At 74.7% G+C, this 26,438-nt stretch carries 26 protein-coding genes; 12 read left to right on the top strand and 14 right to left on the bottom strand.

Annotation, left to right across the window (positions count from 1 at the left end; all coding sequences use genetic code 11):
- Nucleotides 1-175: 175 nt before the first annotated feature.
- Entirely contained in the window at nt 176-793 is a 618-nt protein-coding gene (locus ACIRST_RS32745) for a HEAT repeat domain-containing protein (RefSeq protein WP_350524333.1), read from the bottom strand.
- A 305-nt stretch (nt 794-1,098) separates the two neighbouring features.
- Here ACIRST_RS32745 and ACIRST_RS32750 point away from each other — a divergent pair, with 305 nt between their 5' ends.
- From ACIRST_RS32750 to ACIRST_RS32760, 3 genes are all read left to right on the top strand, one after another.
- On the top strand, nt 1,099-1,926 hold the full coding sequence (locus ACIRST_RS32750; protein ID WP_402806843.1) for a hypothetical protein: 828 nt from the start codon (nt 1,099-1,101) through the stop codon (nt 1,924-1,926).
- Between the two features lies 1 nt (nt 1,927).
- On the top strand, nt 1,928-3,646 hold the full coding sequence (locus ACIRST_RS32755; protein WP_402806845.1) for a DNA polymerase Y family protein: 1,719 nt from the start codon (nt 1,928-1,930) through the stop codon (nt 3,644-3,646).
- Nucleotides 3,647-3,801: 155 nt separating this feature from the next.
- Nucleotides 3,802-7,050 (top strand): error-prone DNA polymerase, encoded by a 3,249-nt coding sequence (locus ACIRST_RS32760; RefSeq protein ID WP_402806847.1) that lies wholly within the window; start codon nt 3,802-3,804, stop codon nt 7,048-7,050.
- A 36-nt stretch (nt 7,051-7,086) separates the two neighbouring features.
- Here the strand turns inward: ACIRST_RS32760 and ACIRST_RS32765 are convergent, their stop codons facing one another.
- The 3 genes from ACIRST_RS32765 to ACIRST_RS32775 form a co-directional block, all read right to left on the bottom strand.
- A complete protein-coding gene (locus tag ACIRST_RS32765) occupies nt 7,087-7,593 on the bottom strand; it encodes a hypothetical protein (protein ID WP_402806850.1) in 507 nt (168 codons plus the stop codon).
- 106 nt (nt 7,594-7,699) lie between these two features.
- Nucleotides 7,700-8,314 carry a hypothetical protein gene (locus tag ACIRST_RS32770; RefSeq protein WP_350524328.1) on the bottom strand — a complete coding sequence of 205 codons (615 nt, stop codon included), beginning with the start codon at nt 8,312-8,314 and terminating at the stop codon, nt 7,700-7,702.
- A gap of 111 nt (nt 8,315-8,425) precedes the next feature.
- Complete coding sequence (locus tag ACIRST_RS32775; protein WP_402806852.1) at nt 8,426-9,256, bottom strand: TIGR03084 family metal-binding protein; 831 nt, start codon at nt 9,254-9,256, stop codon at nt 8,426-8,428.
- 293 nt (nt 9,257-9,549) lie between these two features.
- Here ACIRST_RS32775 and ACIRST_RS32780 point away from each other — a divergent pair, with 293 nt between their 5' ends.
- Nucleotides 9,550-10,323: a LuxR C-terminal-related transcriptional regulator gene (locus tag ACIRST_RS32780; RefSeq protein WP_402806855.1), complete on the top strand. Its 774-nt coding sequence runs from the start codon at nt 9,550-9,552 to the stop codon at nt 10,321-10,323.
- A gap of 82 nt (nt 10,324-10,405) precedes the next feature.
- On the opposite strand, the gene ACIRST_RS32785 is transcribed toward ACIRST_RS32780, so the two are convergent.
- From ACIRST_RS32785 to ACIRST_RS32795, 3 genes are read right to left on the bottom strand one after another with little or no spacing between them, the layout of a single operon-like run.
- Complete coding sequence (locus tag ACIRST_RS32785) at nt 10,406-11,941, bottom strand: AMP-binding protein (protein WP_402806857.1); 1,536 nt, start codon at nt 11,939-11,941, stop codon at nt 10,406-10,408.
- Between the two features lie 51 nt (nt 11,942-11,992).
- On the bottom strand, nt 11,993-12,487 hold the full coding sequence (locus ACIRST_RS32790; RefSeq protein WP_402806860.1) for a MerR family transcriptional regulator: 495 nt from the start codon (nt 12,485-12,487) through the stop codon (nt 11,993-11,995).
- A 3-nt stretch (nt 12,488-12,490) separates the two neighbouring features.
- Nucleotides 12,491-13,255 carry an SDR family NAD(P)-dependent oxidoreductase gene (locus ACIRST_RS32795; protein WP_402806863.1) on the bottom strand — a complete coding sequence of 255 codons (765 nt, stop codon included), beginning with the start codon at nt 13,253-13,255 and terminating at the stop codon, nt 12,491-12,493.
- A gap of 215 nt (nt 13,256-13,470) precedes the next feature.
- Here ACIRST_RS32795 and ACIRST_RS32800 point away from each other — a divergent pair, with 215 nt between their 5' ends.
- From ACIRST_RS32800 to ACIRST_RS32810, 3 genes are read left to right on the top strand one after another with little or no spacing between them, the layout of a single operon-like run.
- Entirely contained in the window at nt 13,471-13,932 is a 462-nt protein-coding gene (locus ACIRST_RS32800) for a group II truncated hemoglobin (protein WP_402806865.1), read from the top strand.
- Nucleotides 13,929-14,480, top strand: coding sequence for a GNAT family N-acetyltransferase (locus ACIRST_RS32805; protein ID WP_402806867.1), 552 nt, complete (start codon nt 13,929-13,931; stop codon nt 14,478-14,480). The genes ACIRST_RS32800 and ACIRST_RS32805 overlap by 4 nt, the downstream gene beginning before the upstream one ends.
- Before the next feature lie 4 nt (nt 14,481-14,484).
- Nucleotides 14,485-14,871: a VOC family protein gene (locus tag ACIRST_RS32810; protein WP_350524321.1), complete on the top strand. Its 387-nt coding sequence runs from the start codon at nt 14,485-14,487 to the stop codon at nt 14,869-14,871.
- Nucleotides 14,872-14,937: 66 nt separating this feature from the next.
- On the opposite strand, the gene ACIRST_RS32815 is transcribed toward ACIRST_RS32810, so the two are convergent.
- Complete coding sequence (locus tag ACIRST_RS32815) at nt 14,938-15,720, bottom strand: class III extradiol ring-cleavage dioxygenase (RefSeq protein ID WP_350524320.1); 783 nt, start codon at nt 15,718-15,720, stop codon at nt 14,938-14,940.
- A gap of 117 nt (nt 15,721-15,837) precedes the next feature.
- Between ACIRST_RS32815 and ACIRST_RS32820 the strand changes: the two genes are divergently transcribed.
- Nucleotides 15,838-16,305, top strand: a complete 468-nt coding sequence (locus ACIRST_RS32820) for a MarR family winged helix-turn-helix transcriptional regulator (protein WP_402806932.1) — start codon at nt 15,838-15,840, stop codon at nt 16,303-16,305.
- 58 nt (nt 16,306-16,363) lie between these two features.
- On the opposite strand, the gene ACIRST_RS32825 is transcribed toward ACIRST_RS32820, so the two are convergent.
- Both ACIRST_RS32825 and ACIRST_RS32830 read right to left on the bottom strand, forming a co-directional pair.
- A complete protein-coding gene (locus ACIRST_RS32825) occupies nt 16,364-17,620 on the bottom strand; it encodes an RNA polymerase sigma factor (protein WP_402806869.1) in 1,257 nt (418 codons plus the stop codon).
- Between the two features lie 67 nt (nt 17,621-17,687).
- Nucleotides 17,688-18,053 carry a YciI family protein gene (locus ACIRST_RS32830; protein WP_350524318.1) on the bottom strand — a complete coding sequence of 122 codons (366 nt, stop codon included), beginning with the start codon at nt 18,051-18,053 and terminating at the stop codon, nt 17,688-17,690.
- Between the two features lie 362 nt (nt 18,054-18,415).
- Here ACIRST_RS32830 and ACIRST_RS32835 point away from each other — a divergent pair, with 362 nt between their 5' ends.
- Nucleotides 18,416-18,877 (top strand): molybdopterin-dependent oxidoreductase, encoded by a 462-nt coding sequence (locus ACIRST_RS32835; RefSeq protein ID WP_350524317.1) that lies wholly within the window; start codon nt 18,416-18,418, stop codon nt 18,875-18,877.
- Nucleotides 18,878-18,978: 101 nt separating this feature from the next.
- On the opposite strand, the gene ACIRST_RS32840 is transcribed toward ACIRST_RS32835, so the two are convergent.
- The gene (locus tag ACIRST_RS32840) at nt 18,979-20,091 is read right to left on the bottom strand and encodes a hypothetical protein (protein ID WP_402806872.1); all 1,113 of its coding nucleotides are present in this window, start codon (nt 20,089-20,091) and stop codon (nt 18,979-18,981) included.
- An 88-nt stretch (nt 20,092-20,179) separates the two neighbouring features.
- Between ACIRST_RS32840 and ACIRST_RS32845 the strand changes: the two genes are divergently transcribed.
- Both ACIRST_RS32845 and ACIRST_RS32850 read left to right on the top strand, forming a co-directional pair.
- Nucleotides 20,180-20,698, top strand: a complete 519-nt coding sequence (locus tag ACIRST_RS32845) for a GNAT family protein (RefSeq protein ID WP_350524315.1) — start codon at nt 20,180-20,182, stop codon at nt 20,696-20,698.
- A gap of 235 nt (nt 20,699-20,933) precedes the next feature.
- Nucleotides 20,934-21,971 (top strand): sphingomyelin phosphodiesterase, encoded by a 1,038-nt coding sequence (locus ACIRST_RS32850; protein WP_350524314.1) that lies wholly within the window; start codon nt 20,934-20,936, stop codon nt 21,969-21,971.
- Between the two features lie 70 nt (nt 21,972-22,041).
- Here the strand turns inward: ACIRST_RS32850 and ACIRST_RS32855 are convergent, their stop codons facing one another.
- A complete protein-coding gene (locus ACIRST_RS32855; RefSeq protein WP_402806876.1) occupies nt 22,042-23,088 on the bottom strand; it encodes a LacI family DNA-binding transcriptional regulator in 1,047 nt (348 codons plus the stop codon).
- A 155-nt stretch (nt 23,089-23,243) separates the two neighbouring features.
- On the opposite strand from ACIRST_RS32855, the gene ACIRST_RS32860 reads away from it, so the two are divergent.
- On the top strand, nt 23,244-24,194 hold the full coding sequence (locus ACIRST_RS32860) for a DUF4436 family protein (RefSeq protein ID WP_402806878.1): 951 nt from the start codon (nt 23,244-23,246) through the stop codon (nt 24,192-24,194).
- A gap of 109 nt (nt 24,195-24,303) precedes the next feature.
- Here the strand turns inward: ACIRST_RS32860 and ACIRST_RS32865 are convergent, their stop codons facing one another.
- Together ACIRST_RS32865 and ACIRST_RS32870 are read right to left on the bottom strand one after the other, a co-directional pair.
- Complete coding sequence (locus tag ACIRST_RS32865; protein ID WP_350524311.1) at nt 24,304-25,059, bottom strand: GNAT family N-acetyltransferase; 756 nt, start codon at nt 25,057-25,059, stop codon at nt 24,304-24,306.
- A gap of 173 nt (nt 25,060-25,232) precedes the next feature.
- On the bottom strand, nt 25,233-26,327 hold the full coding sequence (locus ACIRST_RS32870; RefSeq protein WP_402806880.1) for a WD40/YVTN/BNR-like repeat-containing protein: 1,095 nt from the start codon (nt 26,325-26,327) through the stop codon (nt 25,233-25,235).
- Nucleotides 26,328-26,438 lie beyond the last annotated feature (111 nt).

Here is a 26,438-nt window from a genome sequence, read left to right on the forward strand (position 1 = left end):
GCGGGGCGGTGAAAACCTGCGCCCGGCCGCGCGGGGCGTCCTTGAGATCCTGGAACCGCGACCATCGACAGGCCTCAAGACGGATGGCCAATCAGTGCCAACCAGCCTGTCCCAAACCGACCGAAGGCACAGGCCACAACCTACGATCAGTGACAACTGACGTGTCTCGGCACATCTACAACGGGCGGTAGGTCTGGTACTTGCCCTGGAGGGATGAGGCGGCCGCGTCGGCAACATCTGCCCGGGGGCCGGCCGCGCAGGCTTCGAGGAATTCCCTGACCCGGGGACCTGACCAGCCCGCCGCAGCAGCTGCCGCCCAGAAGCGCAGCCCGTCGTTAGGCTCCAGTGGGCCCAGGCAGTCGAGGAGGTGGTCGATTGTCTGGGCGTCGAGGTGAAGGCGCTGCATGGCGACGGCGCGCAGCGCGCCGTCGGCGAGACTCGGGGTGCCGCTGTTCAGGCACCACCGCAGGGCATCGTCCGTGTCCTCGGGTGTGCTCAACCGGACGATGGCGTCGCCGAGGGCGACGTACACCATGGTGGCGTCGAAGGACGCCCGGGCGAGTTCGCGCAGCGGCCCGAGCGCAGGCCGGTGATCGCACATCCCCAGGGCCATGACGATCTCGTACTGGGTCTCCCACGTGCGACGGTCTTGTACCTCGTGTTCCAGGGCCTCCAGCAGCGGCGGACCCGCGACCGGTTGCGCGAGCCGCCGCAGACGCCTCGCGGCTGAGCGTCGCTTGGCGGACTGCCTGTCGCCAAGCTGTTCCACAGATTGGTCCAACGTCAGTGCCATCTCGACTCCTGCCCACTCAGGTCCGGTTGCCGCGCACAGTAGGGCAGCACGCTGACAAACAACTGCCTGGGGCAAGTCGGCGCTGCCACACTCCGACGTGCTGAGCGTGTACGCCAGCCAGACCTCAGTGGTACGAACCTGCCGCTGATCAATCTTCAATGGCATGCGCTCAAGGTTCGCCGACACGGACAGTGACAGATCCCCTTCGCCCATGTGACAGCTATCGCGACCTGGCACGGAGAGTGACGGGTGGGGCTACCGGGTCGGACTTGAATCTTTGCGAACGAATGTTCGATCCTGGGGCTGTGCCCGTTTTCGAATCTGTTTTCGAATCCACCGCCGAGCAGCCCGCACGCCCCGCGCTCCGGCCGGTGGCGCTCCCGGCTGCCGTGCCGGGGGAGCCGGGCGACGGACGGACGGAGGCCCGGGGCCTGCTGCCGGTGCCGCCCGCGCTGCGGGAGGTGCTGCCGGACGGCGGCCTGCGACGCGGCACGGCGGTGTCGGTGGCGGGCGGGGACACCGGGCTGCTGCTGGCGCTCGCCGCCGGGGTGCGGGACACCGAGGGCGGCTGGGCGGCGGCGGTCGGGCTGCCGGACCTCGGGCTCGCCGCCGCCGAGGGGTACGGGCTTGACCTGCGCCGACTGCTGGTCGCGGACGACCCCGGGCCGCACTGGGCCGAGGTGGTGTCGGTGCTGGCCGGTGCGGTCGAACTGGTCATGCTGCGCCCGGACGGTCCGGTGCCGCCGAAGCTGGCCGCCCGGCTGGCGGCGGTGCTGCGGCGCAGCGGCTGCGTGCTGCTGGTGGCCGGGCCCTGGCCGGGCGCGGCACTGCGGCTGGGGGTGCGCTCCGGGCGCTGGTTCGGGCTGGGCGACGGCTACGGGCAGCTCGTCGGCCGACAGGTCGAGGTGGCGGCCGAGGGCCGCGGCTCGGCGGTGCGAGGCCGGACCGCCCGGCTCTGGCTGCCGGACGAGCACGGCGCGGTGCGCCCGCTGCAGGAGCGCCCGGTCCTGGACCGCCCGCTGCTGGACCGCCCGCTGCAGGAAGGCCCGTTCCAGGAGCGTCCGGTCCGGGAGCACCCGCAGCCGCAGCCCGTGGCGGAGCCGGCGGCACCACGCGTCGCGGCGGTGGTCTGAGATGCCCGGGAACGAGCGGTCCGGCAGCGAGCCGTCCGGGACCGCCGAGGACCGTACCCCCCGGGTGCTGGTGGTCTGGTGCCCGGACTGGCCGGTGGTGGCCGTCACCGGCGACGACCCGGTGGCGGTGACCGAGGGCGGGCGGATCCTCGCCTGCTCGGCGGGTGCCCGGGCGGCCGGGGTGCGGCAGGGGCAGCGGCTCAAGCTGGCCCAGCGGCTCTGCCCGGAGCTGGAGTTGCGCGACCGCGACCCGGAGACGGAGACCCGCCGCTTCGAGCCGGTGGTCGCGGCGGTGGAGGCGTTCACGCCCCGGGTGGAGGTGATCCGCCCCGGCCTGTGCGCGATCCCGGTGAAGGGCCCGGGCCGCTACTTCGGCGGCGAGGAGGCGCTGGCCGCCAAGGTCCGTACGGCGGTGGCGGACGCCCTCGGCCGCCCGCCCGTCCCGGACGCCGTCCCGGGCGCGGTGAACCCCGAAGCTCCCGAAACCCCCGAGACCCCTGAAACCCCCGAAACCCCCGAAACCCCCGAGGCCCCTGAAACCCCCAAGCCCCCCCAGCCCCCCGAGGCCCCCCGGCCCCCCGAAGCCCCGCACGCCCAGGTCGGCGTCGCCGACGGCCTGTTCGCCGCCGTGCTGGCCGCCCGCGCCGGGGTGCTGGTGCCGGCCGGCCGGACGGCGGAGTTCCTCGCCCCGTACCCGGTGAGCGCGCTGGGCGACGAGGCGCCGGCCGAGCTGCTCGACCGGCTCGGCCTGCCCACCGTCGGGGCGTTCGCCGCGCTGCCGCCGGAGGCGGTCGCGGACCGCTTCGGCCCGTCCGGGACGGTCGCGCACCGGCTGGCCCGCGGGCTGCAGCCGCGTCCGCTGGTGCCGCGCGACCAGGAGCCGGACCTCGCCGTCGAGCAGCGCTTCGACCCGCCGGAGCCGCTGGCCGAGCCGCTGGTGTTCGTCGCCCGCACGCTGGCCGAGGCGTTGCACCAGCGGCTGGCCGGGGCCGGGCTGACCTGCCGCCGGGTGGCCGTCGAGGTGGCCTGTGCGGACGGCCGGTCGGCCTCCCGGCTGTGGCGGCACGAGGGCCGGCTGTCGGCGACGGCGCTGGCCGAGCGGGTCCGCTGGCAGCTCCAGGCCTGGCAGGGCATGGGCACCTTCACCGACGGACAGGAGGGCTTCACCCTGCTCCGCCTGGCCCCCGACGGCCTCTCCCCGGACCAGGGCCGCCAGCTGGCGCTGTGGGGCCAGGCGGTCGCGGACGACCGGGTGGAGCGGGCGGTCGCCCGGGTGCAGGCGGTGCTCGGGCACGCCGGGCTGCGCCGGATCGAGCCGGCCGGCGGGCGCGGTCCGGGGGAGCAGGCGGTCAAGGTGCCGTGGGGCGAGCCGTACGAGGCGGCGGTGCCGGCCGACGCGCCCTGGCCGGGGCGGCTGCCGGAGGTGTGGCCGGCCGTGGTGCTGCGGGAGCCCACGCCGGTGCGGGTGCTGGACGAGGCCGGGCTGCCGGTCACGGTGGACGGCCGGGCGGGGGTGTCGGCCCGGCCGGCCCTGGTCGTGGTCCGGGGGCGGGAGGAGCCGGTGGACGGCTGGACCGGGCCCTGGCCGGCGGTCGAGTACTGGTGGGACCAGTCGCTCGCCCGCCGCCGGGCGCGGTTCCAGGTCGTGGTGGGCGACGGCCGGGCGCTGCTGCTCACCGTGGAGGGGGGTGCGTGGTACCTGGAGGCCGGCTACGACTAGCGGTCCCGGAACCGGAGGGACCCGCGAGGAGCCCGCAAGGGACCAGACCCGCGAGGGACCAGACCCGTAAGGGACCAGACCCGCAATGAGCCCGGGCCCGCAAGGGACCGAGGGGGGGGTGAGTGCAGGCACGAGAACGACGAAGGCAACCCCCGATGGGCTTCACCAGCCACCCGAACCTCCCCTGGAGCGAGCTGCACCGCCGGCTGACCGGCGCGGCGCCGGACCGTACGGTCGTCCCGCTGCGCCGCCCCGCCCCGGCGGGGCCTCCCCCCGCCCCGGAGGAGTCCGCCGAACCCTGGGCCGAGTTGCACGTCCACTCCGCCTTCAGTTTCCTGGACGGCGCCAGCGACCCGGAGGACCTGGTCGCCGAGGCGGCCAGGCTGGGCGTGGAGACCCTCGCGATCACCGACCACGACGGCCTGTACGGCGCCGTCCGGCTCGCCGAGGCGGCCCGGGGCACCGGTGTGGCCACCGTGTTCGGCGCGGAGCTGACCCTCCGCCACGCGGCGGACCGCCGCTCCCCGGAGGAGACCGAGCACCTGCTGGTCCTGGCCCGCGACCCGGTCGGTTACCGCCGGCTGTCCGCCGCGATCGCCGCCGCCCAGCTGGCCGGTGGTGCGAAGGGCCGCCCGGCGTACGACCTCGCGGCGCTGGCCGGGGCGCACGGCGGCCACTGGGCGGTGCTCACCGGCTGCCGCCTCGGCCGGGTCCCCGCCGCCCTCGCCGGGAGGCCCGGCCCCGACCGGGGCGGGGCCGGGGACCGGCTGCGCACCCTCACCGAGGCGTTCGGCCGCGAGAACGTGTACGTCGAGCTGATCGACCAGTGGCTGCCCGGCGACGACCGGCGCAACGACGCCCTCGCCGCCCTCGCCGCCGAGGCGGGACTGCCCGTCGTCGCCTCCACCAACGCCCACCATGCCGGCCCCGCCCAGGGCCGCCTCGCGCAGAGCCTCGCCGCGCTGCACGAGCGCCGCACCCTGCAGGACGCGGTCGGCTGGACCAGGGCGGCCGGCACCGCGCACCTGCGCTCGGGCCGCGAGATGGCCGGTCGGCTGGCCCGCTTCCCGGGTGTGCAGCGGGCCACCGTCGAGCTGGGCCGGGCCTGCGCCTTCGACTTCGCCAAACTGGACCCGGAGCTGCCGGGCTTCCCCGTTCCCGAGGGCGAGACCGAGATCAGCCACCTGCGCGCCCTGGTCGCGGCCGGCGGCCCGGCCCGCTTCGGTCCGGGCAACGCCGCCGCCCGCCGCCAGCTCGCCAAGGAGCTGGACGTGATCGAGGACCTCGACCTGGCCGGCTACTTCCTGATCGTGCACGACATCGTGGACTTCTGCCGGAGCCGGGAGATCTGGTGCCAGGGGCGCGGGTCGGCCGCCAACTCCGCGGTCTGCTACGCCCTCGGGATCACCGCCGTCGACCCGATCCACTACCGGCTGCTGTTCGAGCGATTCCTCTCCACCGCCCGGGACGGGCCGCCCGACATCGACCTGGACATCGAGAACCGCCGCCGCGAGGAGGTCATCCAGTACGTCTACGGCCGCTACGGGCGAGAGCACGCCGCGCAGGTCGCCAATGTGATCACCTACCGGCCCCGGCTGGCGATCCGCGACGCCGCCCGGGTGCTCGGCTACCCGCAGGGGCAGGTGGACGCGTTCAGCCGGCAGACCGACTTCCGTTCCGCTCCCGGCGCGGACGCCGTCATCCCCGCCGACGTGCTCGCCCTCGCCACCCAACTCCATGGTCTGCCAAGACACTTGGGCATCCACTCGGGTGGCATGGTGCTCACCCGGGAGCCGATCGGGGAGATCTGCCCGACCGAGTGGGCCCGGATGCCCGGGCGCTCCGTCCTGCAGTGGGACAAGGAGTCCACCGCCGGCGCCGGGCTGGTGAAGATCGACCTGCTCGGCCTCGGCATGCTCGCCGCCCTGCACGACGCCTGCGACCTGGTCGCGGAACACCACGGCCTGCGCTACGACCTGGCCACCATCCCGGACGACGACGGGGGCGTGTACGCGATGCTGCGCCGGGCCGACACCGTGGGCGTGTTCCAGGTCGAGTCCCGGGCGCAGATGGCGACCCTGCCCCGGCTCAAGCCGGACCACTTCTACGACCTGGTGGTCGAGGTCGCACTGATCCGCCCCGGCCCGATCCAGGGCGGCTCCGTCCACCCGTACCTGCGCCGCCGCGCCGGGGTCGAACCGGCCGGCTGCCCGCATCCGCTGATGGAGAACGCGCTCGGCAAGACCCTCGGGGTGCCGCTGTTCCAGGAGCAGATGATGCAACTCGCCATCGACTGCGCCGGGTTCAGCCCGGCCGAGGCGGATCAGCTGCGGCAGGCGATGGGCGCCAAGCGCTCGCACGAGCGGGTCGCCCGGCTGCGTGAGCGGCTGCTGGGCGGGATGGCCGAGCGCGGCATCCCGCCGGAGGTCGCCGAGGACGTCTACGGCAAGATCGAGGCCTTCTCCAACTACGGCTTCCCGGAGAGCCACGCGATCAGCTTCGCCTATCTGGTGTACGCCAGCGCCTGGCTCAAGTACCACTTCCCGGCGGCCTTCACCTGCGCCCTGCTGGCCAACCAGCCGATGGGCTTCTACTCGCCGCTCAGCCTGGTCGCGGACGTCCGGCGGCACGGCGTGCGGGTGCGCGGGGTGGACGTCAACGCCAGCGGGGCGCGGCCCACCCTGGAGCCGTACCGGGGGCCGACCCCGAAGCCGCCGCTGACCGCCGGGCGTCCGCAGCCGGCCATCCGGCTCGGCCTGGAGACCGTCCGCGGCATCGGCACCCCGCAGGCCGAGGCGGTCGTGGCCGGACAGCCGTACGCGGACCTGGAGGACTTCGCCCGTCGCACCGGCCTGCCCGCGCCCGTCCTGGAGGCGCTGGCGACGGCGGGCGCCTTCGACTGCTTCGGGCTGACGCGACGTCAGGCACTGTGGTCGGCAGGGGCGTTCGCCGGGATCTCGGCCGAGCTGATCCCCGGCACCACGCCCGGCACCGAGGCGCCGGAGCTGCCCGGGATGAGCCCGGTCGAGGAGACCATCGCGGACCTGTGGGCCACCGGCACCTCCGCCACCAGTCATCCGCTCCAGCACCTGCGCGACCGCCTGGACCGCGGCGGCGCGCTCCGTGCCGCCCAGCTCCCGGATGTGCCGCCGGGGACGGCGGTGGTGGTCGGTGGCCTGGTCACCCACCGGCAGCGGCCGCCGACGGCCGGCGGGGTGCTCTTCCTCAGCCTGGAGGACGAGACCGGCCTGATCAACGTGATCTGCAACCGCCCGGTCTGGGAGTCCCAGCGCCGTACCGCCCTGGACCGGGCCGGGCTGCTGGTCCACGGCCACATCGAGCGCGACCGGGGCGCCACCAACCTGATCGCCACCCGGCTCACCCCGCTCAGGATCGGACTCTGAGCGGGGTGGGCCGGCCGGGGGCTCGAAGACGGGCCCCTAGAAGGCGGGCTCGTCGCCCAGGTCGAGGATCCGCAGATCGGTGAGGCGGACGGCGTACCAGACGTCCCGGCCGCTCCCGTCGCCCCAGGACTCGGTCAGCCGGACGGAGGCGAAGCCCTTCTCCTGCCCGACCTCCTGGGCCGCCCAGTGCGCCGGGACGTCCTGCGCCCGGAACACCGGGTCGGCTTCGGGCTGCTGGGCCCGGGCGTCCAGCCGGTGGTTCAGGTGCGCGGAGAGGTAGTGGCCGCGGACCTGTCGCGGGGTCCGGTCGCTCTGCCCGAGCACGGCGGCGCGGTACGCCTCCAGGAAGGCGGCCACCCGGTCGGCGGCCGGAGTGCCGGCCCGCACCGGCGCTCCGATCACGGGGGTGGGCGCCACGACGGTGGCGGCATCCGCCGGGGCGGTCTGCGGGGGAGTGGCCCGGGCGGCGGCGGCCGGCCCGGCGAGGGCGAGCAGGGCGGTGGCGGCGGCCAGAGCGGCGCGAGTGGTGGGGGTGCGAATCATGCGGGCATTCCACCACTCGCCGAATGTGCGGGCCTATCGCCAGAATGAGTGGTTCTGTCGCTACCACCGCCTTCGTCAGGAAATGTGGCGATGTGTCAGCCTTTTGTCAGCCTGTGGGGAAGTCGATCTCCGCGAGGTCCTTCGCGAGCTCCTCCAGGTCGGTGTCCGGGTTGAGCGCCGCGACGACGGCCGGGGTGAGCGGGCGCAGCGCCAGGACGTGCTCGATCGCGGCGAGGTCCAGCGGCTGCTCGGGTTCGAAGTACTCCTCGGCCCAGTCCCGGTACGCCTCGGCCGACGGGTCCAGCAGCAGTCCGAACGGGCCGGCCTCGCACGCGTCGACGGCGTCCCCCCGCCAGGCCGCGTCCTGGTGCGTCCGCCAGAAGAAGGCGGTGGCGACCGGCTCCTCCTCGTCCCCGCTGCCCAGTTCCTCGACGAAGCCGCGGAACGCCTCGGGGACGGCGCCGAGCGGCTTCAGCGCCGTCGGCACCTCGTGGTCGAAGCTCCGCCCGTAGACGCCGACGGGGGAGAAGAGCACGAACCAGTCGTTGCCCTGGCCGTCGCGCATCGAACCGAGCGCGTTGTCCGCGGACCAGCGGGAATCGAAGGAGTAGTACCGGCCGCCCCAGTCGTCCGGGCTGAGGATCGCGTCGAGCGCGGCGAGGGCGCGGCAACGGTCGCGCAGCTCGGGGATGGCGGGCAGTCGGCCGATCAGGTCGTTCATGCCCGCCATTGAACCCCGGGGGTCCGACACGTCCCGGCGGCCGCGGCCTGCGGGCCGGCCACGCGGCGGCGGCCGCGACCCGCACGGCCGGACCGCCGGGGCCGTCCGACCCTACGATCCGGGCTGCCGCCCCTTGCCCGGCGCCCCGGCGAAGGCCTGGGCGATCGGGAGCCAGGCGGCGGCGACCGGGCCGGTCGCGGTGAGGGCGAGGTCGTCCCGGTGGCGGCGCTGGGTCACCAGGAGGCAGAAGTCCAGGGCCGGGCCGGTCACCACGTCCTGTGCGTCGGCCGGGCCGATGGCCCACGTCCCGCCGTCGGGGGCGGTCAGTTCGAGCCGGACCGGCCGCTCCGGCGCGGGCAGGCCGTGTGCGCCGAAGGCGAAGCCCAGGGTGCGCAGCCCCAGATGGGCGATGTGCCGCAGCCGGGCGGTGGGCTCGCGGGTGACGCCGAGCGCGTCCGCGACGTCCTGGCCGTGCGCCCAGGTCTCCATCAGCCGGGCGGTGGCCATCGAGGCGGGCTTCATCGGCGGGCCGAACCAGGGCAGCCGTACGTCGGCCGGTGCCGCGGACAGCGCCGCCAGCACCTCCTCCCGCCCGGCCCGCCAGCGGGCGAGCAGCACCGTCGGCTCGGTGGCCGCGCCGTCCCGCGCACCCTCCTCGACCGGGTCGGCGCCGGCCGCCGACAGCTTGCCGAAGCGGGCGTCGAGTGCGGCGGCGAAGCCCTCCGCGTCGCGCGCGGCCAGTGCCGTCCAGTCGTCGGTCCAGGCCAGGTGGGCGATCTGGTGCGCGATCGTCCAGCCCTCGGCGGGTGTCGACCGCGCCCAGCCCTCTGCCGGCAGGCCGGTCACCAGCCCGTCCAGCACCGCGCTCTCGGCCCGCAGGTCCTCCAGCAGCCCGCCGAGGACGCCGCTCGGCGGCGGAGTCGGGGTGTTCGGGTCGGTCATCGGTTTCCCCTCCGATCAAGGCGGTCACCACCCGCCGGTCGTCACGGCCGCACCCTACGCCCGCCCCGTCACCGGCGCCCGGCACTCCGCGGAACACGCATGTCAGGACTCTCGCCACCGGCCGCGGCGCGTGTGAGAATCGCGCGATGAAAAGCGCGGACACTCCCCAAGCTGCGCGAGCCGGTGACGCTGCCGCGCGATCCGGCGGGGTCGTGAGACCCGGTGCCGCCGTGCGGTCCGACGTTGCCGCGCGACCGGATGCCGTGCGATCGGATGCCGGGCGGCCGGATACTGTGCGATCGGATGCCGGGCGACCCGGCGAGGTCGAAGTCGCCCTCCGGGCCGCCGAGCTGGTGCGGGACGCCGTCCTCGGCGACCTCGCCCGGCGGGTGGTGGCGGAGTGCGGCGCGGACGTCGGGCTGGTCGGGGTGCCGGAGCCGCTGCCCGGGCTGCGGAAGGGCGACGACGGCATGGTGCTGCGCCACTGGGCCGGCACCCGGGCGGACCTGCTGCACGACGTGGCCGTCCCGGCCGGCCTCGGCCTCGGCGGCCGCGCGCTCGCCGAGCGCGCGCCCACCTGGGTGCCCGACTACCGTGCGGCGACGACCATTTCGCACCACTACGACGCGGCCGTGGCCGCCGAGGACCTGTACGCGATGCTCACCGTCCCGCTGATGGACGGCGGCACCGTGCACGGCGTGGTGTACGCCTCGGTGCGTGCCGTCGTGCCGTTCGGGGACGTCCGGATCTCCGCCGTCGGCGCGCTGGCCCGGGCCGCGGCCCGGGCCCTGGCCGGGGCGGCCGCCTGGAGCCGCGCGGCAGCCCGACCGGATCAGGGCCGACCGGAGCCGGGCCGACCGACCGCCCCCGTACGGCCGTTGACCCCGCGCGAGCACGAGGTGCTGCGCTGGGCGGCGACCGGCCGGACCAACCCGGAGATCGCCGCCCGACTGGGCCTGACGTGCAACACCGTGACCGGCTACCTCAAGTCCGCGATGCACAAGCTCGGCGTCCGCAATCGGACCGAACTCGCGCTGGCGGCACGGGAGTCCGGCCTGGTGGACTGAGCCCGCCCGAACCGTCCGCCCGAACCGCCCGGCCGAAGCGTCCGCCCGAACAGTCTGCCCGGACCGCCCGGCCGGACCGCGGTCAGTTGACCCGGCGCTCGCGCCCGGTCCAGTACGGCTCGCGCAGCCGGAACTTCTGCAGCTTCCCGGTGGCGGTGCGCGGCAGTGAGTCCCGGAACTCCACCGTGGTGGGCGACTTGTAGCCGGCCAGCCGCTGCTTGCAGTGCGCGATCAACTCGGCCTCGCCGACCGGCCCGTGGCCCTCGCGGAGGACGACCAGCGCCTTCACCGTCTCGCCCCACTTCTCGTCCGGCACCCCGATCACCGCCGCCTCGGCGACGGCCGGGTGGTCGTACAGGCAGTCCTCCACCTCGATCGAGGAGACGTTCTCCCCGCCGCTGATGATGACGTCCTTCTTCCGGTCCGAGATGGCCAGTTGGCCGTCCACGAGGGTGCCGCCGTCGCCGGTGTGGAACCACTCGTCCCGCAGCGCCTCGGCGGTCGCCTCCGGCTGCCGCCAGTAGCCGTCCAGCACGGTGTTGGAGCGCACCAGCACCTCGCCCTCGTCGTCGACCCGCAGCCGGGTGCCGAGCGCGGGTGCGCCGGCCTGCACCAGCTTCTCGGCCCGCTCGGCGGCCGGCAGCGCGTCCCACTCGGCCCGCGAGCGGTTCACCGTGACGATGGGCGCGGTCTCGGTCAGGCCGTAGAGCTGCATGAACTCCCAGCCCAGCTCCTCCTCGACCTGCTGCACCACCGAGGTCGGCGGCGGGGCGCCGGCCACGATCATCCGCACCCGGTCCCGGCCGGGCACCGGGCCGTCCCAGTCGGCGGCCGCGTCCAGCACCATCTGGACCACGGCGGGCGCGCCGGACAGGAAGGTCACTCCGTGCCGCTCGACCCGGCGCAGGATCTCCGCGCCGTCCACCTTGCGCAGCACGATGTGCCGGGCGCCGAGCCCGGTGAGGGAGAACGGCAGGCCCCAGCCGTTGGCGTGGAACATCGGCAGGGTGTGCAGGTAGACGTCGCGGTCGTTGGCGCCGTAGTGCAGGCCCATCAGGGTCGCGTTCAGCCAGACGTTGCGGTGGGTGAGCTGAACGCCCTTGGGGCGGGCGGTGGTTCCGCTGGTGTAGTTGATGGTGGCGGTGTCGTTCTCGGACATCGCGTAGCGCCGGGGGGAGTTGTCGAAGTCGTACAGCAGGGCGTCGCTGTCCGCGCCGAGCACGAACTTGTGATCGGCCACCACCCCGTCCAGCGCGTCGGCGAGTTCGGGGTCGACCAGCAGGACGGAGGCGCCGCTCTGCTCGACGATGTACGACACCTCCTCGGCCTTCAGCCGGAAGTTCACCGGCACCAGCACCCGGCCGTACCCGCTCACCCCGAAGAAGGAGGTGAGCAGTCGTGCCGAGTTGTGCGAGACGATCGCGACCCGCTCGCCCGGCCCGACGCCGAGCCGGTCCAGGCCGGCCGCCTGGGCGCGGGCGAGTTCGGCGACCCGGCGGTAGGTCAGCTCGCCCCAGGATTCGGCCGGCTGGACCGGTTCGTCGACGATGCCGACCCGGTCGCCGTAGACCAGCTCGGCCCGGTCGATGAAGTCCATCACGGAGAGTGGAATCTGCATGCGCTCACTGTCCTCTCCCGTGCGCCCCGTGCACACCCCCGATCGGGGGTGTCACCCTTCCGCAGCACTCCCGTCCGCCGCAGGAGCCGTCGGGAGCGCCATCGGGGGTGCCGTCGGGAGCGTTGTCGTGAGCGCCGCCGGAACCGCCTCGGGAGCGGCCGGAACCGCCGTGGGGAGCGCCGCGGCGAGGGCCGCCGCCAGTCGGTCCCGCGCCTCGGTCTGGGCGGCGATCCGGCGTTCCAGCACCGACAGCCGCTCCCGGGCGATCGCCAGCACCCGTTCGGACGGCCGGTTCGCCAGCACGTCCCCGTCCAGGCACCCCAGCAGCGGCCGGAGGTCCTCCAGGGTGAGCCCGGCGCCCACCAGCGCACGGATGTTGCGCACCCGGACGACCGCGGACTCCCCGTAGTCGCGGTAGCCGTTCGGCTCGCGCGCGGAGTCGATCAGCCCCGCCTGCTCGTAGTGCCGCAGCGCCCGGACGGTCGCCCCCGTCGCCCGCGCCAGCTCGCCGATCCGCACCCGTACGGCCCTCTCCGTCCGTCCCACTGGTCAGCCCACCAGGGCGCCCCCGTCGACGGACAACACTACGCCGGTCACGAACGAGGCCTGCGGCGAGGCGAGTTGCACGATCGCCCAGGCCACCTCGGCGGGCCGGCCGATCCGGCCCAGCGGGGTGTGCTCGATCTGCCACGTTCGGATGGCCGCCCGCCGCTCGGGGTCGTACCCCGAATGGTCGGCGATCGGGGTGTCGACGGCGCCGGGTGCCACGGCCGCCACCCGGATCCCGCGCGGCGCCAGCTCCACCGCCCAGCTGCGGGTGACGGTCTCCAGTGCGGCCTTGCTCGCCGCGTACACCGCGTTGGCGGGCCAGCCGCGCTGTCCGACGGCGGTGCTGACGTTGACGATCACGCCCCGGCTGTCGGCCAGGGCCGGCAGCGCGGCCTGCCCGAGCAGCACCGGGGCGACCAGGTTGGTGGCCAGCAGTTCCTCGATCCCCGGCCGGTCGTAGCCGCCGAGGCCCTGGCCGCTCCGGACGATCCCGGCGTTGTTGACCAGGACGTCCAGTCGGCCGAACCGCTCCAGCGCGGCCCCGACGATCGTCTCCGGCGCGTCCGGGCCGGTCAGGTCGGCGGCGAACGCCTCGATCAGCGACGGGTGCGCGGCCGCCGTCTCCGCCAGCGGCTCCGGCCGCCGCCCGACGGCGAGCACCCGCGCCCCCTCGGCCGCGAAGGCCCGCGCGGTCTCCCGTCCGATGCCCGTCCCGGCTCCGGTGACCACGACGACCCGGTCCTCTGCTGCGTTCACAGTGTCCATGCGGCAAGCCTGCGACCCTGCCGCAGGCGTCAGGGTCAAGCGGCGGCGGGCCGGGGTCGAGCGGCGGCGGGCCGGGGTCGAGCGGCGGGGGAGAGGAGCGCCGCCGTCCGCTTGCTGAGCCCGACGCGAACAACGCGCCCGCGGGCCCGGCGTCCGGGCCGCCGCCTGCTAGGAAGGTCGCAACGCACGGCCATCCACCCACGGGGAGCACATCCATGAGCGACCAACGGCCCGACACCCTCTACCAGGCCGTCGGCGGCATCGACGCGCTGCGCCGCCTCAGCCACACCTTCTACCGGGGCGTCCTCGCCGACCCGCTGCTCGCGCCGGTCTTCGCCGACTTCACCCCCACCCACATCGAGCACGTCGCGGTCTGGCTGGCCGAGATCTTCGGCGGCCCGACCGCCTTCAGCGACGAACTCGGCGGCCACCAGGCCCTGTTGCGCGCCCACCTGGGCCTGGCGATCACGGAGGAGCAGCGGCTGCGCTGGATGGAGCTGATGGCCGAGGCCGTCGACCGGGAGCTGCCGGCGGACGAACTGCTGCGCCGCCGGGTGCTGGAGTACTTCGACTGGGGCACGAAGATCGCCGAGGACGTCTCCGCCTCCCCGGCCGGCACCGACCTGGGCGATCCCGGCCCGACCCCGCGCTGGAGCTGGGAGGGGCTGGAGAAGTGACCGTCGCCGCGCACCCGACGGCCGACGGCCTGCTGCTGCGACCCTTCGAGGACACCGACGCGCCGGCCCTGGTCGAGGCCTACCGGGACGAAACCCTGCGCCGCTTCACCCGCACCCCGGTGGACGACGCCGGGCAGGCCGCGCACTGGATGGGTCTGCAACACGAGGGCCGGGCGGCTGGCACCCGGTACGCCTTCGCCGTCGTGGACGCCGGCGAGCTGGTCGGCACCGTCGTGCTCAAGCGCGGCACCCCGGGCGGGGAGACGGCCGAGGTGGGGTACTGGACGGCGGGCCCGGCGCGCGGCCGGGGGGTGGCCCCGCGCGCGGTGGAGGGCCTCACCGCCTGGGCGTTCGCAGCCTTCGCCGAGGACGGCCTGCGCCGGATCGACCTGCTGCACGAGGGCGACAACCACGCCTCCTGCCGGGTCGCGGAGAAGAGCGGCTACGCGTTCACGGAGATCGTCCCGGCGTTCCCGCCCTACCCGCTGGACGGCCACCGGCACTCCCGGAAACGGCTGGACGGATCCGAGCGGAGCGGGTCAGAGTAGGCGGATGGCTTCCCTGGTACGACATGTGACGATCGATTGCGCCGACCCGCACACCCTGGCCGGCTTCTGGGCCCAAGCGTTGGAGGGCACCCTCGGCGAGGACGACAACCCGGGCGACGAGGAGGCGGTGGTGGAGTCGGCCGGCGCCTCGCTGCTGTTCATCCGGGTGCCCGACGGCAAGTCGGTGAAGAACCGGGTCCACCTCGACCTGCAGCCGCAGGACCGCAGCCGGGACGAGGAGGCGGAGCGGCTGGTCGCCCTGGGCGCCACCGTGCTGGCCGACCACCGCAGGCCGGACGGCACCGGCTGGATCACCCTGGCGGACCCTGAGGGCAACGAGTTCTGCGTGGAGCGGAGCCGGACGGAGCGCGCCGCCACCGGCGACGCGTAAGCGCGGGAAGCAGCCGAGGCACGTGGCCGACCCGGCCACGTGCCTCGGCTGCTTCCGGTGCGGGGTTCAGCCCAGCTGGATCGAGCGCTTGGCCAGCCCCATCCAGAACCCGTCGATGACGCTGCGCTGACTGCCGAGGTCGGCCTCCCCGGCGCCGAGGGTGACGAACAGTGGGGCGAAGTGCTCGGTGCGCGGGTGGGCCAGGCGCCCGGCGGGGGCCTTGTGCTCGAAGTCGAGCAGCGCGTCCAGGTCGTGGGCCTCCAGGGCGCGGCGGCCCCAGTCGTCGAACTCGGCCATCACCGAGGTGACCCGGCCGTCGCTGCTGAGCGCCCGCAGGTTGTGGGTGAAGAAGCCGCTGCCGACGATCAGCACGCCCTCGTCGCGCAGCGGGGCGAGCTTGCGGCCGATCTCCAGCAGCCGCTGCGGGTCGAGGGTGGGCAGCGAGACCTGGAGCACCGGGACGTCGGCCTCGGGGTACATCTCCACCAGCGGGACGTACGCGCCGTGGTCGAGCCCGCGGTCGGGGATGTCCTGGACGGGCGTCCCGGGGGCGCGCAGCAGCTTGCGCACGCGCTCGGCGAGCTCCGGCGCGCCGGGGGCGGCGTACCGGACCCGGTAGTAGTGCTCGGGGAAGCCCCAGAAGTCGTAGACCAGCGGGAGGGTGGTGACGGCCCCGAGGGCGAGCGGCGCCTCCTCCCAGTGGGCGGAGACCATCAGGACGGCCTTGGGCCGCGGCAGGTCGGCGGACCAGGCGGCCAGTTCGCCCGGCCAGACCGGGTCGTCGGCCAGCGGCGGAGCGCCGTGCGACAGGTACAGGGCGGGCATGCGCTCGGCGGCCGCGGCGCTCATGGCGTCCTCCTCGGACTGTTCATCCACTGATAGTTCAAATTTGAACCTCTACTCCGACCGACGGTACACCTTCGTTCGAATTTGAACAACAGGAGTAGGCTTGGCCCCATGCCCCCACTGAACGAACCCCGCTGGCTGGACCCGGACGAGATGGCCGCCTGGCGGGGCTTCGTCACCGCGAGCAACCTGCTCAACCGCCGGCTGGAGCGCCAGCTCAAGGAGGACTCCGGCCTCTCGCACCAGCAGTACGAGATCCTGGTGCACCTGTCCGCCGCCCCCGGCGACTCGCTGCGGATGACCGAACTCGCCGACAAGCTCGTCACCTCCAAGAGCGGCCTGACCTACCAGGTCACCCAGCTGGAGCGGACGGGCCTGGTCGCCCGCCGCTCCTGCCCCAGCGACGTGCGCGGGGTCTTCGCCGAACTCACCGACCAGGGGCGGGAGATACTGCGCCAGGCCGCACCCGGGCACGTCGCCCTGGTCCGCGAGCTGCTGATCGACGTGCTCAGCCGCGAGCAGCTGGCCGTCCTCGCCGAGGGCCTCGGCGAGGTCAGCGCCCGGCTCCGCCTGGACGAGACCCCCTAGGGGCGCCCGGGCCCGCCCGCGCCCGAGCCGGCCGCTCCAGCCCACGCTCCGAGTCGGCTCAGGCCTGGCCCTCTTCGAGCGCGGCGGCCCGCTCCCGCAGCAGCTCCCGCTCCCGTTCGTTGCGGGTCAGCCCCGCCGCCCGCTCGAACTCCGCCCGGGCCTCCGCCGCCCTCCCCAGCCGGGCCAGCAGATCACCCCGGACGCTCGGCAGCAGGTGGTAGCCGCGCAGCGCCGGCTCCGCCGCCAACGCGTCCACCGCTTCCAGCGCGGCGGCCGGGCCCTCGGCCATCGACACCGCCACCGCCCGGTTCAGTGCCACCACCGGGGACGGCGACAGCGCCAGCAGCCGCTCGTAGAGGGCGGCGATCGTCGCCCAGTCGGTGTCCGCGTAGCGCCGCGCCTTCGCGTGGCACGCGGCGATCGCGGCCTGCACCGCGTACGGCCCGGTGCCCGCCCGCTGCAGGGCGTCGAAGCCACGCCGGATCAGCAGCCCGTCCCAGCGCGCCCGGTTCTGGTCCGCCAGCAGCACCGGCCGGCCGTCCGCCGCGGTCCGGGCGGCCGTGCGCGAGGCCTGGAACTCCAGCAGCGCGGCCAGCCCGTGCACCTCCGGCTCGGCCGGCATCAGCGCGGCCAGCACCCGGGCCAGCCGCAGCGCGTCCTCGCACAGCTGGGGGCGGAGCAGGTCGCCCCCCTCGGTCGCCGAGTACCCCTCGTTGAAGATCAGGTAGATGACCTCCAGCACCGACGACAGCCGCTGCGCCCGGTCCTCCCCGTACGGCACCTCGAACGGCACCGACGCCTTGGCCAGCGCCCGCTTCGCCCGGACGATCCGCTGCGCCACCGTCGGCTCGGGCACCAGGAAGGCGCGGGCGATCTCCGGGGTGGCCAGCCCGCCGAGCAACCGGAGCGTGAGCGCGATCCGTGCCTCCGCCGACAGCACCGGGTGGCAGGCGGTGAAGATCAGCCGCAGGAGGTCGTCGTCGATGCCGTCGGGTTCGGCCGGCTCCGGGGGCGGCACGTCCTCCAACGACCGCCCCACCTCGGCGAGCTTGCGGGCGTAGACCTCCCGGCGGCGGACCAGGTCGATCGCCCGGTGCTTGGCGGTGGCCGTCAGCCAGGCACCCGGATTGTCCGGGACACCCTCCTGTGGCCACCGCTCAAGCGCGGCCACCAGCGCGTCCTGCGCCAGCTCCTCGGCGATGCCCACGTCCCGGACGATCCGGGCGACCCCGGCGATGATCCGGGCGGACTCGATCCGGAACACCGTCTCGACGGCCGCCTCCGCCGTCCCGTTCGCTGCAGCCCTCTCCGTCACGGCCACCCATCAGAGCAGCCGGCGGGGCGGGAGGCAACCACGGGCACGGGCACGGTCGTTCCCGCCGCTACTGCGCCGGCTGGTCGGCGATCTGCCGGACCTCGGCCTCGACGTTCCACTTCACCGAGTGGGCCTGGAGGAAGCGCCGGGTCCACTCCAGGGCCTCGGCGTGGTCCTTGCACTGCAGGACGGCGTAGCCGCCGATGACCTCCTTGGTCTCGGTGAACGGCCCGTCGGTGTGGCCGACCTTCCCGCCGTGCCAGGTCACCCGGGTGCCCTCGGCGGTCGGGGTGAGCGTGGCGGTCTCCAGCATCACCCCGGCCTGGGTGATCTCCTGGAACAGGGCCCCCATCCGCTGGTCGAACTCCGGGTCCGACTCCCAGTCGGCGCGGTCCTGCTCGTTGATCCGGATCAGTGTCATGAAGCGCGGCACGGTGACTCCTCGGTGGGTCGGGCGGGGCCTCTCCCCGCCTCTCACCCCTGCGTCGAACGGGTCGCCGCCGGATCGACACCCGCCGCGAAGAAATCTCCGGCGCTCCGGAGGCGGTGGCGGGAGGCGGTGCCGGGAGGGCGAGCACCGGGTCCTGATCGGCTGCGCCCCGGGGGATGTGCGGTACGTCCGCCGGGCGCCGGGTCCGACCGGGCCTGAGTGCAGATGCGGGCCGTACGGGCGCCGAACCATCGCAGTTGCGACTGAATAGTGGCATTCAGCCCGGCATGTGCGAATGACAGGATCGCCGCTCGGGTAGCCCTTCTCCCGGGCCGCGGCGCAGCGGTCCGGGAGGAGGGAGCACCATGACCCCGGCGAGACCCACCGTCCGGCTGCACGGCCACCTCGACCGGCCCGCCGAGCTGACCGTCGACCAGCTGCGGGCGCTGCCCGCGCACCGGGTCGAGGTCAGCTTCGACTGCCGGACGGAGGGCGAGCAGCGGCACGGCTACGAGGGCCCGGCGCTGCTGGACGTGCTGCGCGGGGCCCGGCCCCGGATCGACTTCTCCGGCCGCAAGCAGCGGCTGCGCTTCCTGCTCTCCGTGGTCGGCGCCGACGGCCACCGGGCGGTGGTCTCCTGGGCCGAGATCGACCCGGACTTCGGCGGCCGGCGGATCCTGCTGGCCACCAGCATGGACGGCGCCCCGCTGGACGCCGTCGGCCCGCAGCTCGTCGTCCCGGACGACCACTGCGGCGCCCGCTACGTCAGTGCCGTCACCGCCGTCTGGCTCGGCCCCCTCGGCGACCCGGCGCACCCCACCGCGTAGCGCCGCCCCGCCCTCCTGCCGCGCGCCCTGCCGCTGCGCCCGCCGTGCCCGCCCTGCGCCCGGGCCGTCCTACGCCCGGGCCGTCCTACGCCCGAGCCGCCCTACTCCTGCGCCGCCTTGGGCCGCAGCTCCGGCGGCAGCGGCCGGGCGCCGGAGAGCCGGACGGCGGCGCCGCGGGCGAGGTGGAAGGCCAGCGCCGGGTCGTCGGTGTCGGTCCACGGCGGGCAGCCGCACCACGGTCCGATCGCCCGGAACTGCTCCAGCGCGATGCCGTGCAGCCCGGCCCTGCCCGCGTAGTACGCGAGCCGGTGCCGCAGCAGCGGGAGCCGGTCGTCGTCGGGGCGGACCTGCGCCAGCGCGGCCGCGACCTTCCGCACCGGTTGCTTGCCCAGCTCGCCGTCCAGCGTCGTGCCGAGGGTCCCGCGCAGCTCCAGCTCGTGCAGCGCGTGCAGGTAGAGGCCGGGCAGCGGGCTGCCGGCCGGGGCGTCCTTCATCGCTCGCTTGGCGAAGGCCAGCATCTTCTTGTCCGAGCCGAACCACTTGGCGCACCAGTACTGCAGGCCCTGCCAGTGGCCCGCGTAGTGGAAGGGTGCCCGCTCGACCAGTCCGCGCCACAGTTCCTCGAACTGCTCGGGCGTGTACCGCGCGCCGCGTGCGGCGCTCACCATGACCACCCAGGGGGCCGGGTTGGCCGGGTCCAGCAGGGCGGCCCGTCTCGCGGCCCCGACGGCCGCGGGCAGCATGGCCCGGAAGGCCCGCATGTCCTCCTCGGGCACCTCGTGCGCGTACCCGGAGCCGCGGATCGCCCAGGCCGCGTGCACCATCCGGAGGGCCTCCAGGGCGGCCGCGTCGCAGTTGCCCGGGTCGGCCGCGCGCCAGGCCTTCAGCCAGCCCTCGTCGCGGTCGGCGACGGAGTCCAGCAGTTCGAGCCGCGACCAGCGCTCGTCCCAGTCCTGTCCGGCGGCCTCGACGTGCGCGGCGGCCGGCTTCCAGTTCCCGGCCCAGGCGGCATCGGCCACCGCCTGGGACTCCCGGCGGCGGTGCGGGGGCGGCGGCGGACCGGCGCGGCGCGGGTCGAGCCGGTCGCGGGGGGTCAGGCCGTACGCGGGCGCGTCGAACCCGGTCAGCGCCCAGTTCCGGGCCTTCGTCTGCCGGACCCTGAGGACGGCGGCGTACCCGCCGACGATCAGCAGGCCGAGGATGAGGTATGTCACGGCGGAGCATCATCCCTGGTCGCGGTGGGTGCGGGCAATGCGGTAAAAGCGCTCGCCGGAGCCGGGTTTCCGTGCCAACATGCCCCATATGGGGACGATTCTGCACGGCGCCCTGGTCACGCTGCGACCGGCCACCACCGACGACATCCCGGCCCTGGCGGCCATCCGCGGCACGCCCGAGGTGTTCGCCCGCTGGCGGGGCGGTGACGACCTGCCGGCCGAGGTGGCCAACGACCTGGAATCGCCCGACACGGAGACCTTCGCGATCGACCTGGGCGGCCAGGTGGTCGGCGCCATCCAGTGGTACGCCAACAACGACGACGAGTACCGGCACGCCGGGATGGACCTCTACCTCGACCCGACGGTGCACGGCCTGGGCCTGGGGACGGACGCGGTGCGCACCATGGCCCGGTACCTGGTGCACGACCACCACTACCACCGGCTGGTGATCGACCCGGCCGCGGACAACCTGGCCGCGATCCGCTGCTACGCCAAGGTCGGCTTCCGCCCGGTCGGCACCATGCGCCAGTACGAGCGCGGTTCGGACGGCACCTGGCACGACAACCTGCTGATGGACCTGCTCGCGGACGAACTTCTCGACGGCTGAAGGTCGTTCGGGCGGGGCGGGCGGGCGGTTCCGCGGTGGTGCGAGGGTGTACAGACATCTTGTCGCCCACTCGCCCAGAGCTGTACAGACATCTCATGGCCACATGATCGGTCGGAACTGATCTCCTGGCGTTCTCCCCGACGTACCGGTCGGTAGCTAGCGTTCCTCCGCCATCCCCGATGCCGGTCACCCCGGCACCGGGCCCCGCAGGGTAGACGAACCCAGGAGAACGCCCATGCTCTCGCGTCGCACGGCCACCGCCCTCACCTCGGCGGCCGCCGCCGCACTGCTGCTCGGCGGCACCGCCCCGGTCGCCAACGCCGGTGCCCCGGCGAGCCCCACCACGCTGTCCGTCTTCGCCTTCAACGTGGACCTCGGCACCGCCGTCGTCGACAGCACCCAGAACGAGCAGGCCGCCCGCCGCACCCCGGTCATCGAGCAGATCGTCCGTCAGCACAACGCCGACGTGGTCATCCTGGACGAGCAGTTCAACAACAGCTCGACCGCCGACATCAACGCCAAGCTGGCCGACCTCTACCCGTACCGCACCCCGGTGGTCGGCGGCACCTGCTCCGGCGGCGGCTGGACGGGGATCAGCGGCAACTGCTCCAGCTCGTGGTTCGTCATCAACGGCGGCACGATGATCCTCTCCAAGTACCCGATCGCCGCCCAGTACGCCCACGTCTTCGCCAACTCGACGTACGGCACCTGGGACTACCACGCCGACAAGGGCGCGGCCCTGGTCAAGGTGACCAAGAACGGCAGCACCGCCTGGGTGGTCGGCACCCACCTGCAGGCCGACGAGTCGGACGTCTCCACCGACACCACCCAGGCCACCCGGCTCGGCCAGCTCGCCGAGATCCGCGCCTGGGTGGACGGGATCGTCGGCAGCAGCGCCCCGGTGCTGATCGGCGGCGACCTCAACGTCGAGTACGTCCACGGGCAGGGCCGCGGCGACTACGCCAACGCCCAGAACGCGGTGAACGGCGTGCTCGGCACCCCGGCCACCGACCCGGGCCAGAACCTGACCACCATGGACTGCTCGGTCTCCGCCTGGTGCCAGTACATGTCGGGCGTCGAGACGTTCCCCAAGGACTACCGGGACGACCTCGACTACATCGGCTACCTCAACGCCCCGGGCCGCCCGGTGCCGGCCGGGATGTCGACGGTGAAGGTCGACTTCGACCCGCAGGCGGGCTGGACGCCGGGGCAGCTCGACACCCTCGCGCCCAGCGACCACTACCCGGTCGAGGCCACGTTCCGGCTGAACTGACGCCCGGCTTCCGGCTGAACTGACGCCCGGCTTCCGGCTGAACCGACGCCCGGCCGGGGGCGGGACGGCGTCAGGCCGAGGCTCGGGCCGAGGCCGACCGGTCCGGCGCCGGGCAGCCGCACGAGCGCCGCACCACGAGCCGGGCCGGGAACGTCCGGGCGCCGGCGGCGCGGCTCTCGGGCCCGCCGAGGACGAGCTCCAGTGCGGCGCGGGCCATCTCGTCCTGCGCGGTGGTGACGGTGGTCAGCGCCGGCCCGGCGATCACCGCCTCGGCGATGTCGTCGAAGCCGGCCACCGAGAGGTCCTCCGGCACCCGGATCCCCAGGTCGTCGGCGGCCCGCAGCAGGCCGATCGCCTGGTCGTCCGTCGCGCAGAACACGGCGGACGGCCGGTCGGGGCGGGCCAGCAGGGCGAGCGCCTCGGCGTGCGCCCGGACGCGGTCGAACGGCGCCGGGGCGAGCCGCCCCTCGACGGGCAGCCCGGCCTCCTCCAGCGCGGCGGCCCAGCCGGCCGTCCGCGCGGTGACCGGGTCGTGCGGGCTGAGCGCCAGGGTGCCGCCGAAGCAGTGCACCTCGGCGTGCCCGTGCCCGAGCAGGTGGCGGACCACCTCGCGGGCGCCGCCCTCGTCGTCCGCGACCACGGCGACGCCGTTGGCGCTCTCCGCGCGGTGGTGCAGCAGCACGACCGGGGTGCCGTCGGCCACGTCGAAGCCGGTCAGTCCGGGGGTGGCCGGGTCCTGGGTGACCAGGATCAGGCCGTCCACCTGCATCCCGAGGAAGGCGCGGATGTAGTGCGCCTCGCGTTCGTCGGCGTAGTCGGAGTTGCCGATCAGCAGCAGCCGGCCGTGGTCGGCGGCGGCCTGTTCGACGGCGTGCGCGAGCCCGGCGAAGAACGGCTGACGGGCGTCCGGCACGACCATCCCGAGCAGGTCGGTCCGCCGCCGCGCCATCGCCTGGGCGACCCGGTTGGGCCGGTAGCCGAGCTCCTCGACCGCCGCGAGCACCCGTGCCCGGGTCGCCGGTGCCACCGGCCGCGGCCCGTCGTTGATCACATAACTCACCACGGCCGTGGACGTCCCCGCCGCCCGCGCCACATCGTCCCGTGTCACCCTCGCCATGACCGTTGAGCCTACACACCACCTCCGACCAGCCGGTTTCCCGCGTGTCCACCGGGCCCCGATCGGCCGTCCGGGCTTGCGGGGCGGGTGGTGCGGTGCCGAGGCTGGCGGGACGGGCGGCGTTCGGTGCCGCCGCCGACCGTGGGAGCAGGTCGATGAGCACGCCGCAGCGCCGGGCCACCCGGTCACCCCGTCCCGGCGCCCGGCCTCGCGTGCGCATCCGCACGCGGGAGCGGGCCGTCGGCGCCACCCGGCCGAAGGTCAGGCCCTGGAGCGCGTACGCGGTGGCGACGGCCATCGTGCTGCTCGTCGTCGCCGGGCTGCTGTTCTACCTCGACGAGCGGTCGAGCCGGGGCCGCACCCAGGTGGTGGGCACCGCCCCCGGACCTGACCACCTGGAGGTGCACGTGCTGCTCCAGCGGGTCGACGCGGCTGCGCAGACGCTCACCACGAAGGTCCTGGTCCGGCCGTACGGCGCCCTGGAGATGAACGGCAACCCGCTGGTCCCGGCGCAGGACGTGCTGCTGGAGACCACCTCGCTGGAGCAGACCGCGCTCAGGTACCCGGCCGGCCAGCAGATCGCCACCGGCACGGTGGCGTTCGACCTGTACGGCGGGCGGGTCACCGACTACCCGTTCGACCGTTACCACGCCCTGATCGGCTTCCGGGCCACCATCGGCGGGCAGCCCGCCCCGGTGGTGGTCGCGATCGAGGAGGCCGACCCGTTCTTCGCCTTCGCCCAGGAGTCCCGGCAGAGCGAGGGCGGCGCCGTCGCCGTGACCGAGCGGATCAGCCGTTCGCGCAGCACCTTCATCCTGGCCTGGTTCATGATGGCGGCGATGTGGGCGCTGGCGCTGTCCGTCCTGGTGGCGGCCTGGCTGATCGTGCGGCAGCGGCGCGGGATCGTCTGGCCCGCCCTCGGCTGGATGGCGGCCACGCTGTTCGCCCTGGTCGGCATGCGCAACGCCGCGCCCGGCAGCCCGCCGATCGGTTCGGTGCTGGACTACGCGGCCTTCTTCTGGGCGGAGCTGCTGGTCGCCGTCGGCCTGACCATGATCGTGGTGCGCGGCGCCCGGATCGAGGGCGGGCACCGGCCCGCCCCGTGACGTCGGTGCGCGCGGGCCGGGGTGACGCCCCGGCGGAGCCGTCGACATCGGAACCCGCCCGGCCGGGGCCGTGGCCGTAGCCGTTCCTTGGCCGGGCGGGTCCGGGGGCTCAGCCGGCGTCGGGCACGATCACCGTCAGCGTGGTGTCCTTCAGGCGGAAGCCCAGCGCCTCGTAGACGCGGCGGGCCGGGTTGCCCTCGGTCACCACCAGGTGCACGTCGGCGAGACCGCGGGCGGCGGCGTCCGCGACCGTCAGGCGCAGCAGGTCGGCGCCGAGGCCGCGGTAGCCGCGATGGGGGTGGCGGAAGACGTCGCCGACCCACGGCAGGCCGTCGCGGTCGGTCAGGACCAACCCGGCGACCACGCGGTCCTCCGCGTCCACGGCGAGCACGCTGGACGGCAGGACCGGGCCGATGGCGTTCCCGGCGAGCAGCAGGGCGAGCCGCTCGGAGAGCGCCTGCGCGTCGTCGCCCGGGAAGTGGTCGACGTGCCCGGGACCGAAGGCGGCCCGCCAGGCCTCGAACAGTTCCTCGGGCGCCCGGTCGCAGGGCGCCGCCCGCAGGCCCTCGCGCAGTGGCGCCCCGGCCCAGTCGGCGGGCGGGGGATCGGCGCGCAGGTCCCGCCGGAAGGTGTGGGCGTGCCGCAGCACCGTCGCACCGTCCGCGACCAGTCGCCGCCCGAGTTCGGGGCTGCCGGAGACCACCCACCCGGGCAGCTCGGCGCGGATGTACCCGGCCGCGTCCACCGACCCGTCCAGCACCTCCAGCAGGTCGGCCCAGGGCCGGCCCGCCCGCTCGCCCGGCTGGTAGCGCAGCACCGGAGTGCCCTCGCCGTCGTGCCTGACCACCCAGTCGGCCTCCGCCACGGCCCACCCCTTTCGCGTGTTCCCGCGGGATCGTTCGTCGGCGGCCCATGCTCGTCGGAACGCGGCGCCCGGGCAAGCGGTTTTCCGGCGGCCGGTGATCAGGTGGTCGGTGACCCGGCGGCAGGTGTGGCGGCGGGTCACGCGGCGGGTCACGCGGCAGGTCCGAGGACGGGTCAGGCCACCACCGCCGCGCGGACGCAGAGCACGTCCGGCAGGTGGGACTTCAGCAGCGACCAGCTCTCGCCCTCGTCCCGGCTGCCGTACACGTCGCCGGTCCGGTTGCCGAAGTAGATCCCGGCCGGGTCGGCGTCGTCGGTGCGCAGCGCGTCGCGCAGCACGATGCCGTAGTGGTCCTCGCCGGGCAGGCCCGCCGCGAGCTGCTGCCAGCTGTTGCCGCCGTCGGTGGTGCGGAAGACCCGGCAGCGGCGGCCGGGCGGGATGCGGTCGTCGGAGCCGCCGAGCGGGAAGAGGTACGCGGTGTCGCCGCGTCGCGGGTGGGCGGCCACGGCGAAGCCGAACTCGGCGGGCAGCCCGTCGACGATCGAGCGCCAGCTGCCGCCCCAGTCGTCGCTGCGGTAGACGCCGCCGTGGTTCTGCAGGTAGAGCCGGTCGTGGTGGACCGGGTCCGAGGCGATCTTGTGCACGCACTGGCCGAACTCGGGGTACTGGCGCTCCTGCGGGAAGAACTCCGCGCGCAGCCCGGTGTTGGAGGGCTCCCAGCTGTCGCCGCCGTCCTTGCTGCGGTAGACGCCGCCGCTGGAGACGGCGACCAGCAGCCGTTGCGGGTCGCGCGGGTCGGTGAGGACGGTGTGCAGGCCCTGGCCGCCGTAGCCGGCGCCCCACTGCGGCCGCTGGGGGTGCTCCCAGAGCGACTCGACCAGCGCGAAGGTCTCGCCGCCGTCGGTGGAGCGGAACAGCGCGGCGGGCTCGGTGCCGGCGTAGACGACACCGGGGGCCTCCGCTCCGGCGGGCTGCAGCTGCCAGACCCGGGTGAGCGAGGCGCCGGTGGACTCCGGGAAGCGGATGGCCGGCTGCGGCGGCTCGTACCAGTGCGCGCCGAGGTCGTCGGAGCGCCAGACGGACGGGCCCCAGTGGCTGCTGTCGGCGCCGACCAGGATCCTGGTGCGGCCCTCCCGGCGGTCGACGGAGACGGAGTAGATCGCGTTCATCGGGAAGTGCGGCCCGCTGAACTCCCACGTCAGCCGGTCGCGGCTGCGGCCGAGAAAGAGGCCCTTCTCGGTTCCGACGGCCAACAGCACCTCGGTCATGCCTCACACCACCTGGTCCACGAGCACGGCCCCCCGGGACGGTCCCCGACTGCCAGTGTCCCGCCGTCCACCGGTGGTCACACCTCGCCGCGCCGATCACCCGGAAGGCCG

It is taken from the genome of Kitasatospora sp. NPDC101447, from assembly GCF_044767225.1.
In the GTDB taxonomy this organism is placed as follows: domain Bacteria; phylum Actinomycetota; class Actinomycetes; order Streptomycetales; family Streptomycetaceae; genus Kitasatospora.

Bases quoted from the DNA above. Each gene is read 5' to 3' on its own strand.
- ACIRST_RS32745 (WP_350524333.1), bottom strand. From the start codon at position 793: ATGGCACTGACGTTGGACCAATCTGTGGAACAGCTTGGCGACAGGCAG.
- ACIRST_RS32755 (WP_402806845.1), top strand. From the start codon at position 1,928: ATGCCCGGGAACGAGCGGTCCGGCAGCGAGCCGTCCGGGACCGCCGAG.
- ACIRST_RS32760 (WP_402806847.1), top strand. From the start codon at position 3,802: ATGGGCTTCACCAGCCACCCGAACCTCCCCTGGAGCGAGCTGCACCGC.
- ACIRST_RS32765 (WP_402806850.1), bottom strand. From the start codon at position 7,593: ATGATTCGCACCCCCACCACTCGCGCCGCTCTGGCCGCCGCCACCGCC.
- ACIRST_RS32770 (WP_350524328.1), bottom strand. From the start codon at position 8,314: ATGAACGACCTGATCGGCCGACTGCCCGCCATCCCCGAGCTGCGCGAC.
- ACIRST_RS32775 (WP_402806852.1), bottom strand. From the start codon at position 9,256: ATGACCGACCCGAACACCCCGACTCCGCCGCCGAGCGGCGTCCTCGGC.
- ACIRST_RS32785 (WP_402806857.1), bottom strand. From the start codon at position 11,941: ATGCAGATTCCACTCTCCGTGATGGACTTCATCGACCGGGCCGAGCTG.
- ACIRST_RS32795 (WP_402806863.1), bottom strand. From the start codon at position 13,255: ATGGACACTGTGAACGCAGCAGAGGACCGGGTCGTCGTGGTCACCGGA.
- ACIRST_RS32800 (WP_402806865.1), top strand. From the start codon at position 13,471: ATGAGCGACCAACGGCCCGACACCCTCTACCAGGCCGTCGGCGGCATC.
- ACIRST_RS32810 (WP_350524321.1), top strand. From the start codon at position 14,485: ATGGCTTCCCTGGTACGACATGTGACGATCGATTGCGCCGACCCGCAC.
- ACIRST_RS32815 (WP_350524320.1), bottom strand. From the start codon at position 15,720: ATGAGCGCCGCGGCCGCCGAGCGCATGCCCGCCCTGTACCTGTCGCAC.
- ACIRST_RS32835 (WP_350524317.1), top strand. From the start codon at position 18,416: ATGACCCCGGCGAGACCCACCGTCCGGCTGCACGGCCACCTCGACCGG.
- ACIRST_RS32845 (WP_350524315.1), top strand. From the start codon at position 20,180: ATGGGGACGATTCTGCACGGCGCCCTGGTCACGCTGCGACCGGCCACC.
- ACIRST_RS32850 (WP_350524314.1), top strand. From the start codon at position 20,934: ATGCTCTCGCGTCGCACGGCCACCGCCCTCACCTCGGCGGCCGCCGCC.
- ACIRST_RS32855 (WP_402806876.1), bottom strand. From the start codon at position 23,088: ATGGCGAGGGTGACACGGGACGATGTGGCGCGGGCGGCGGGGACGTCC.
- ACIRST_RS32860 (WP_402806878.1), top strand. From the start codon at position 23,244: ATGAGCACGCCGCAGCGCCGGGCCACCCGGTCACCCCGTCCCGGCGCC.
- ACIRST_RS32870 (WP_402806880.1), bottom strand. From the start codon at position 26,327: ATGACCGAGGTGCTGTTGGCCGTCGGAACCGAGAAGGGCCTCTTTCTC.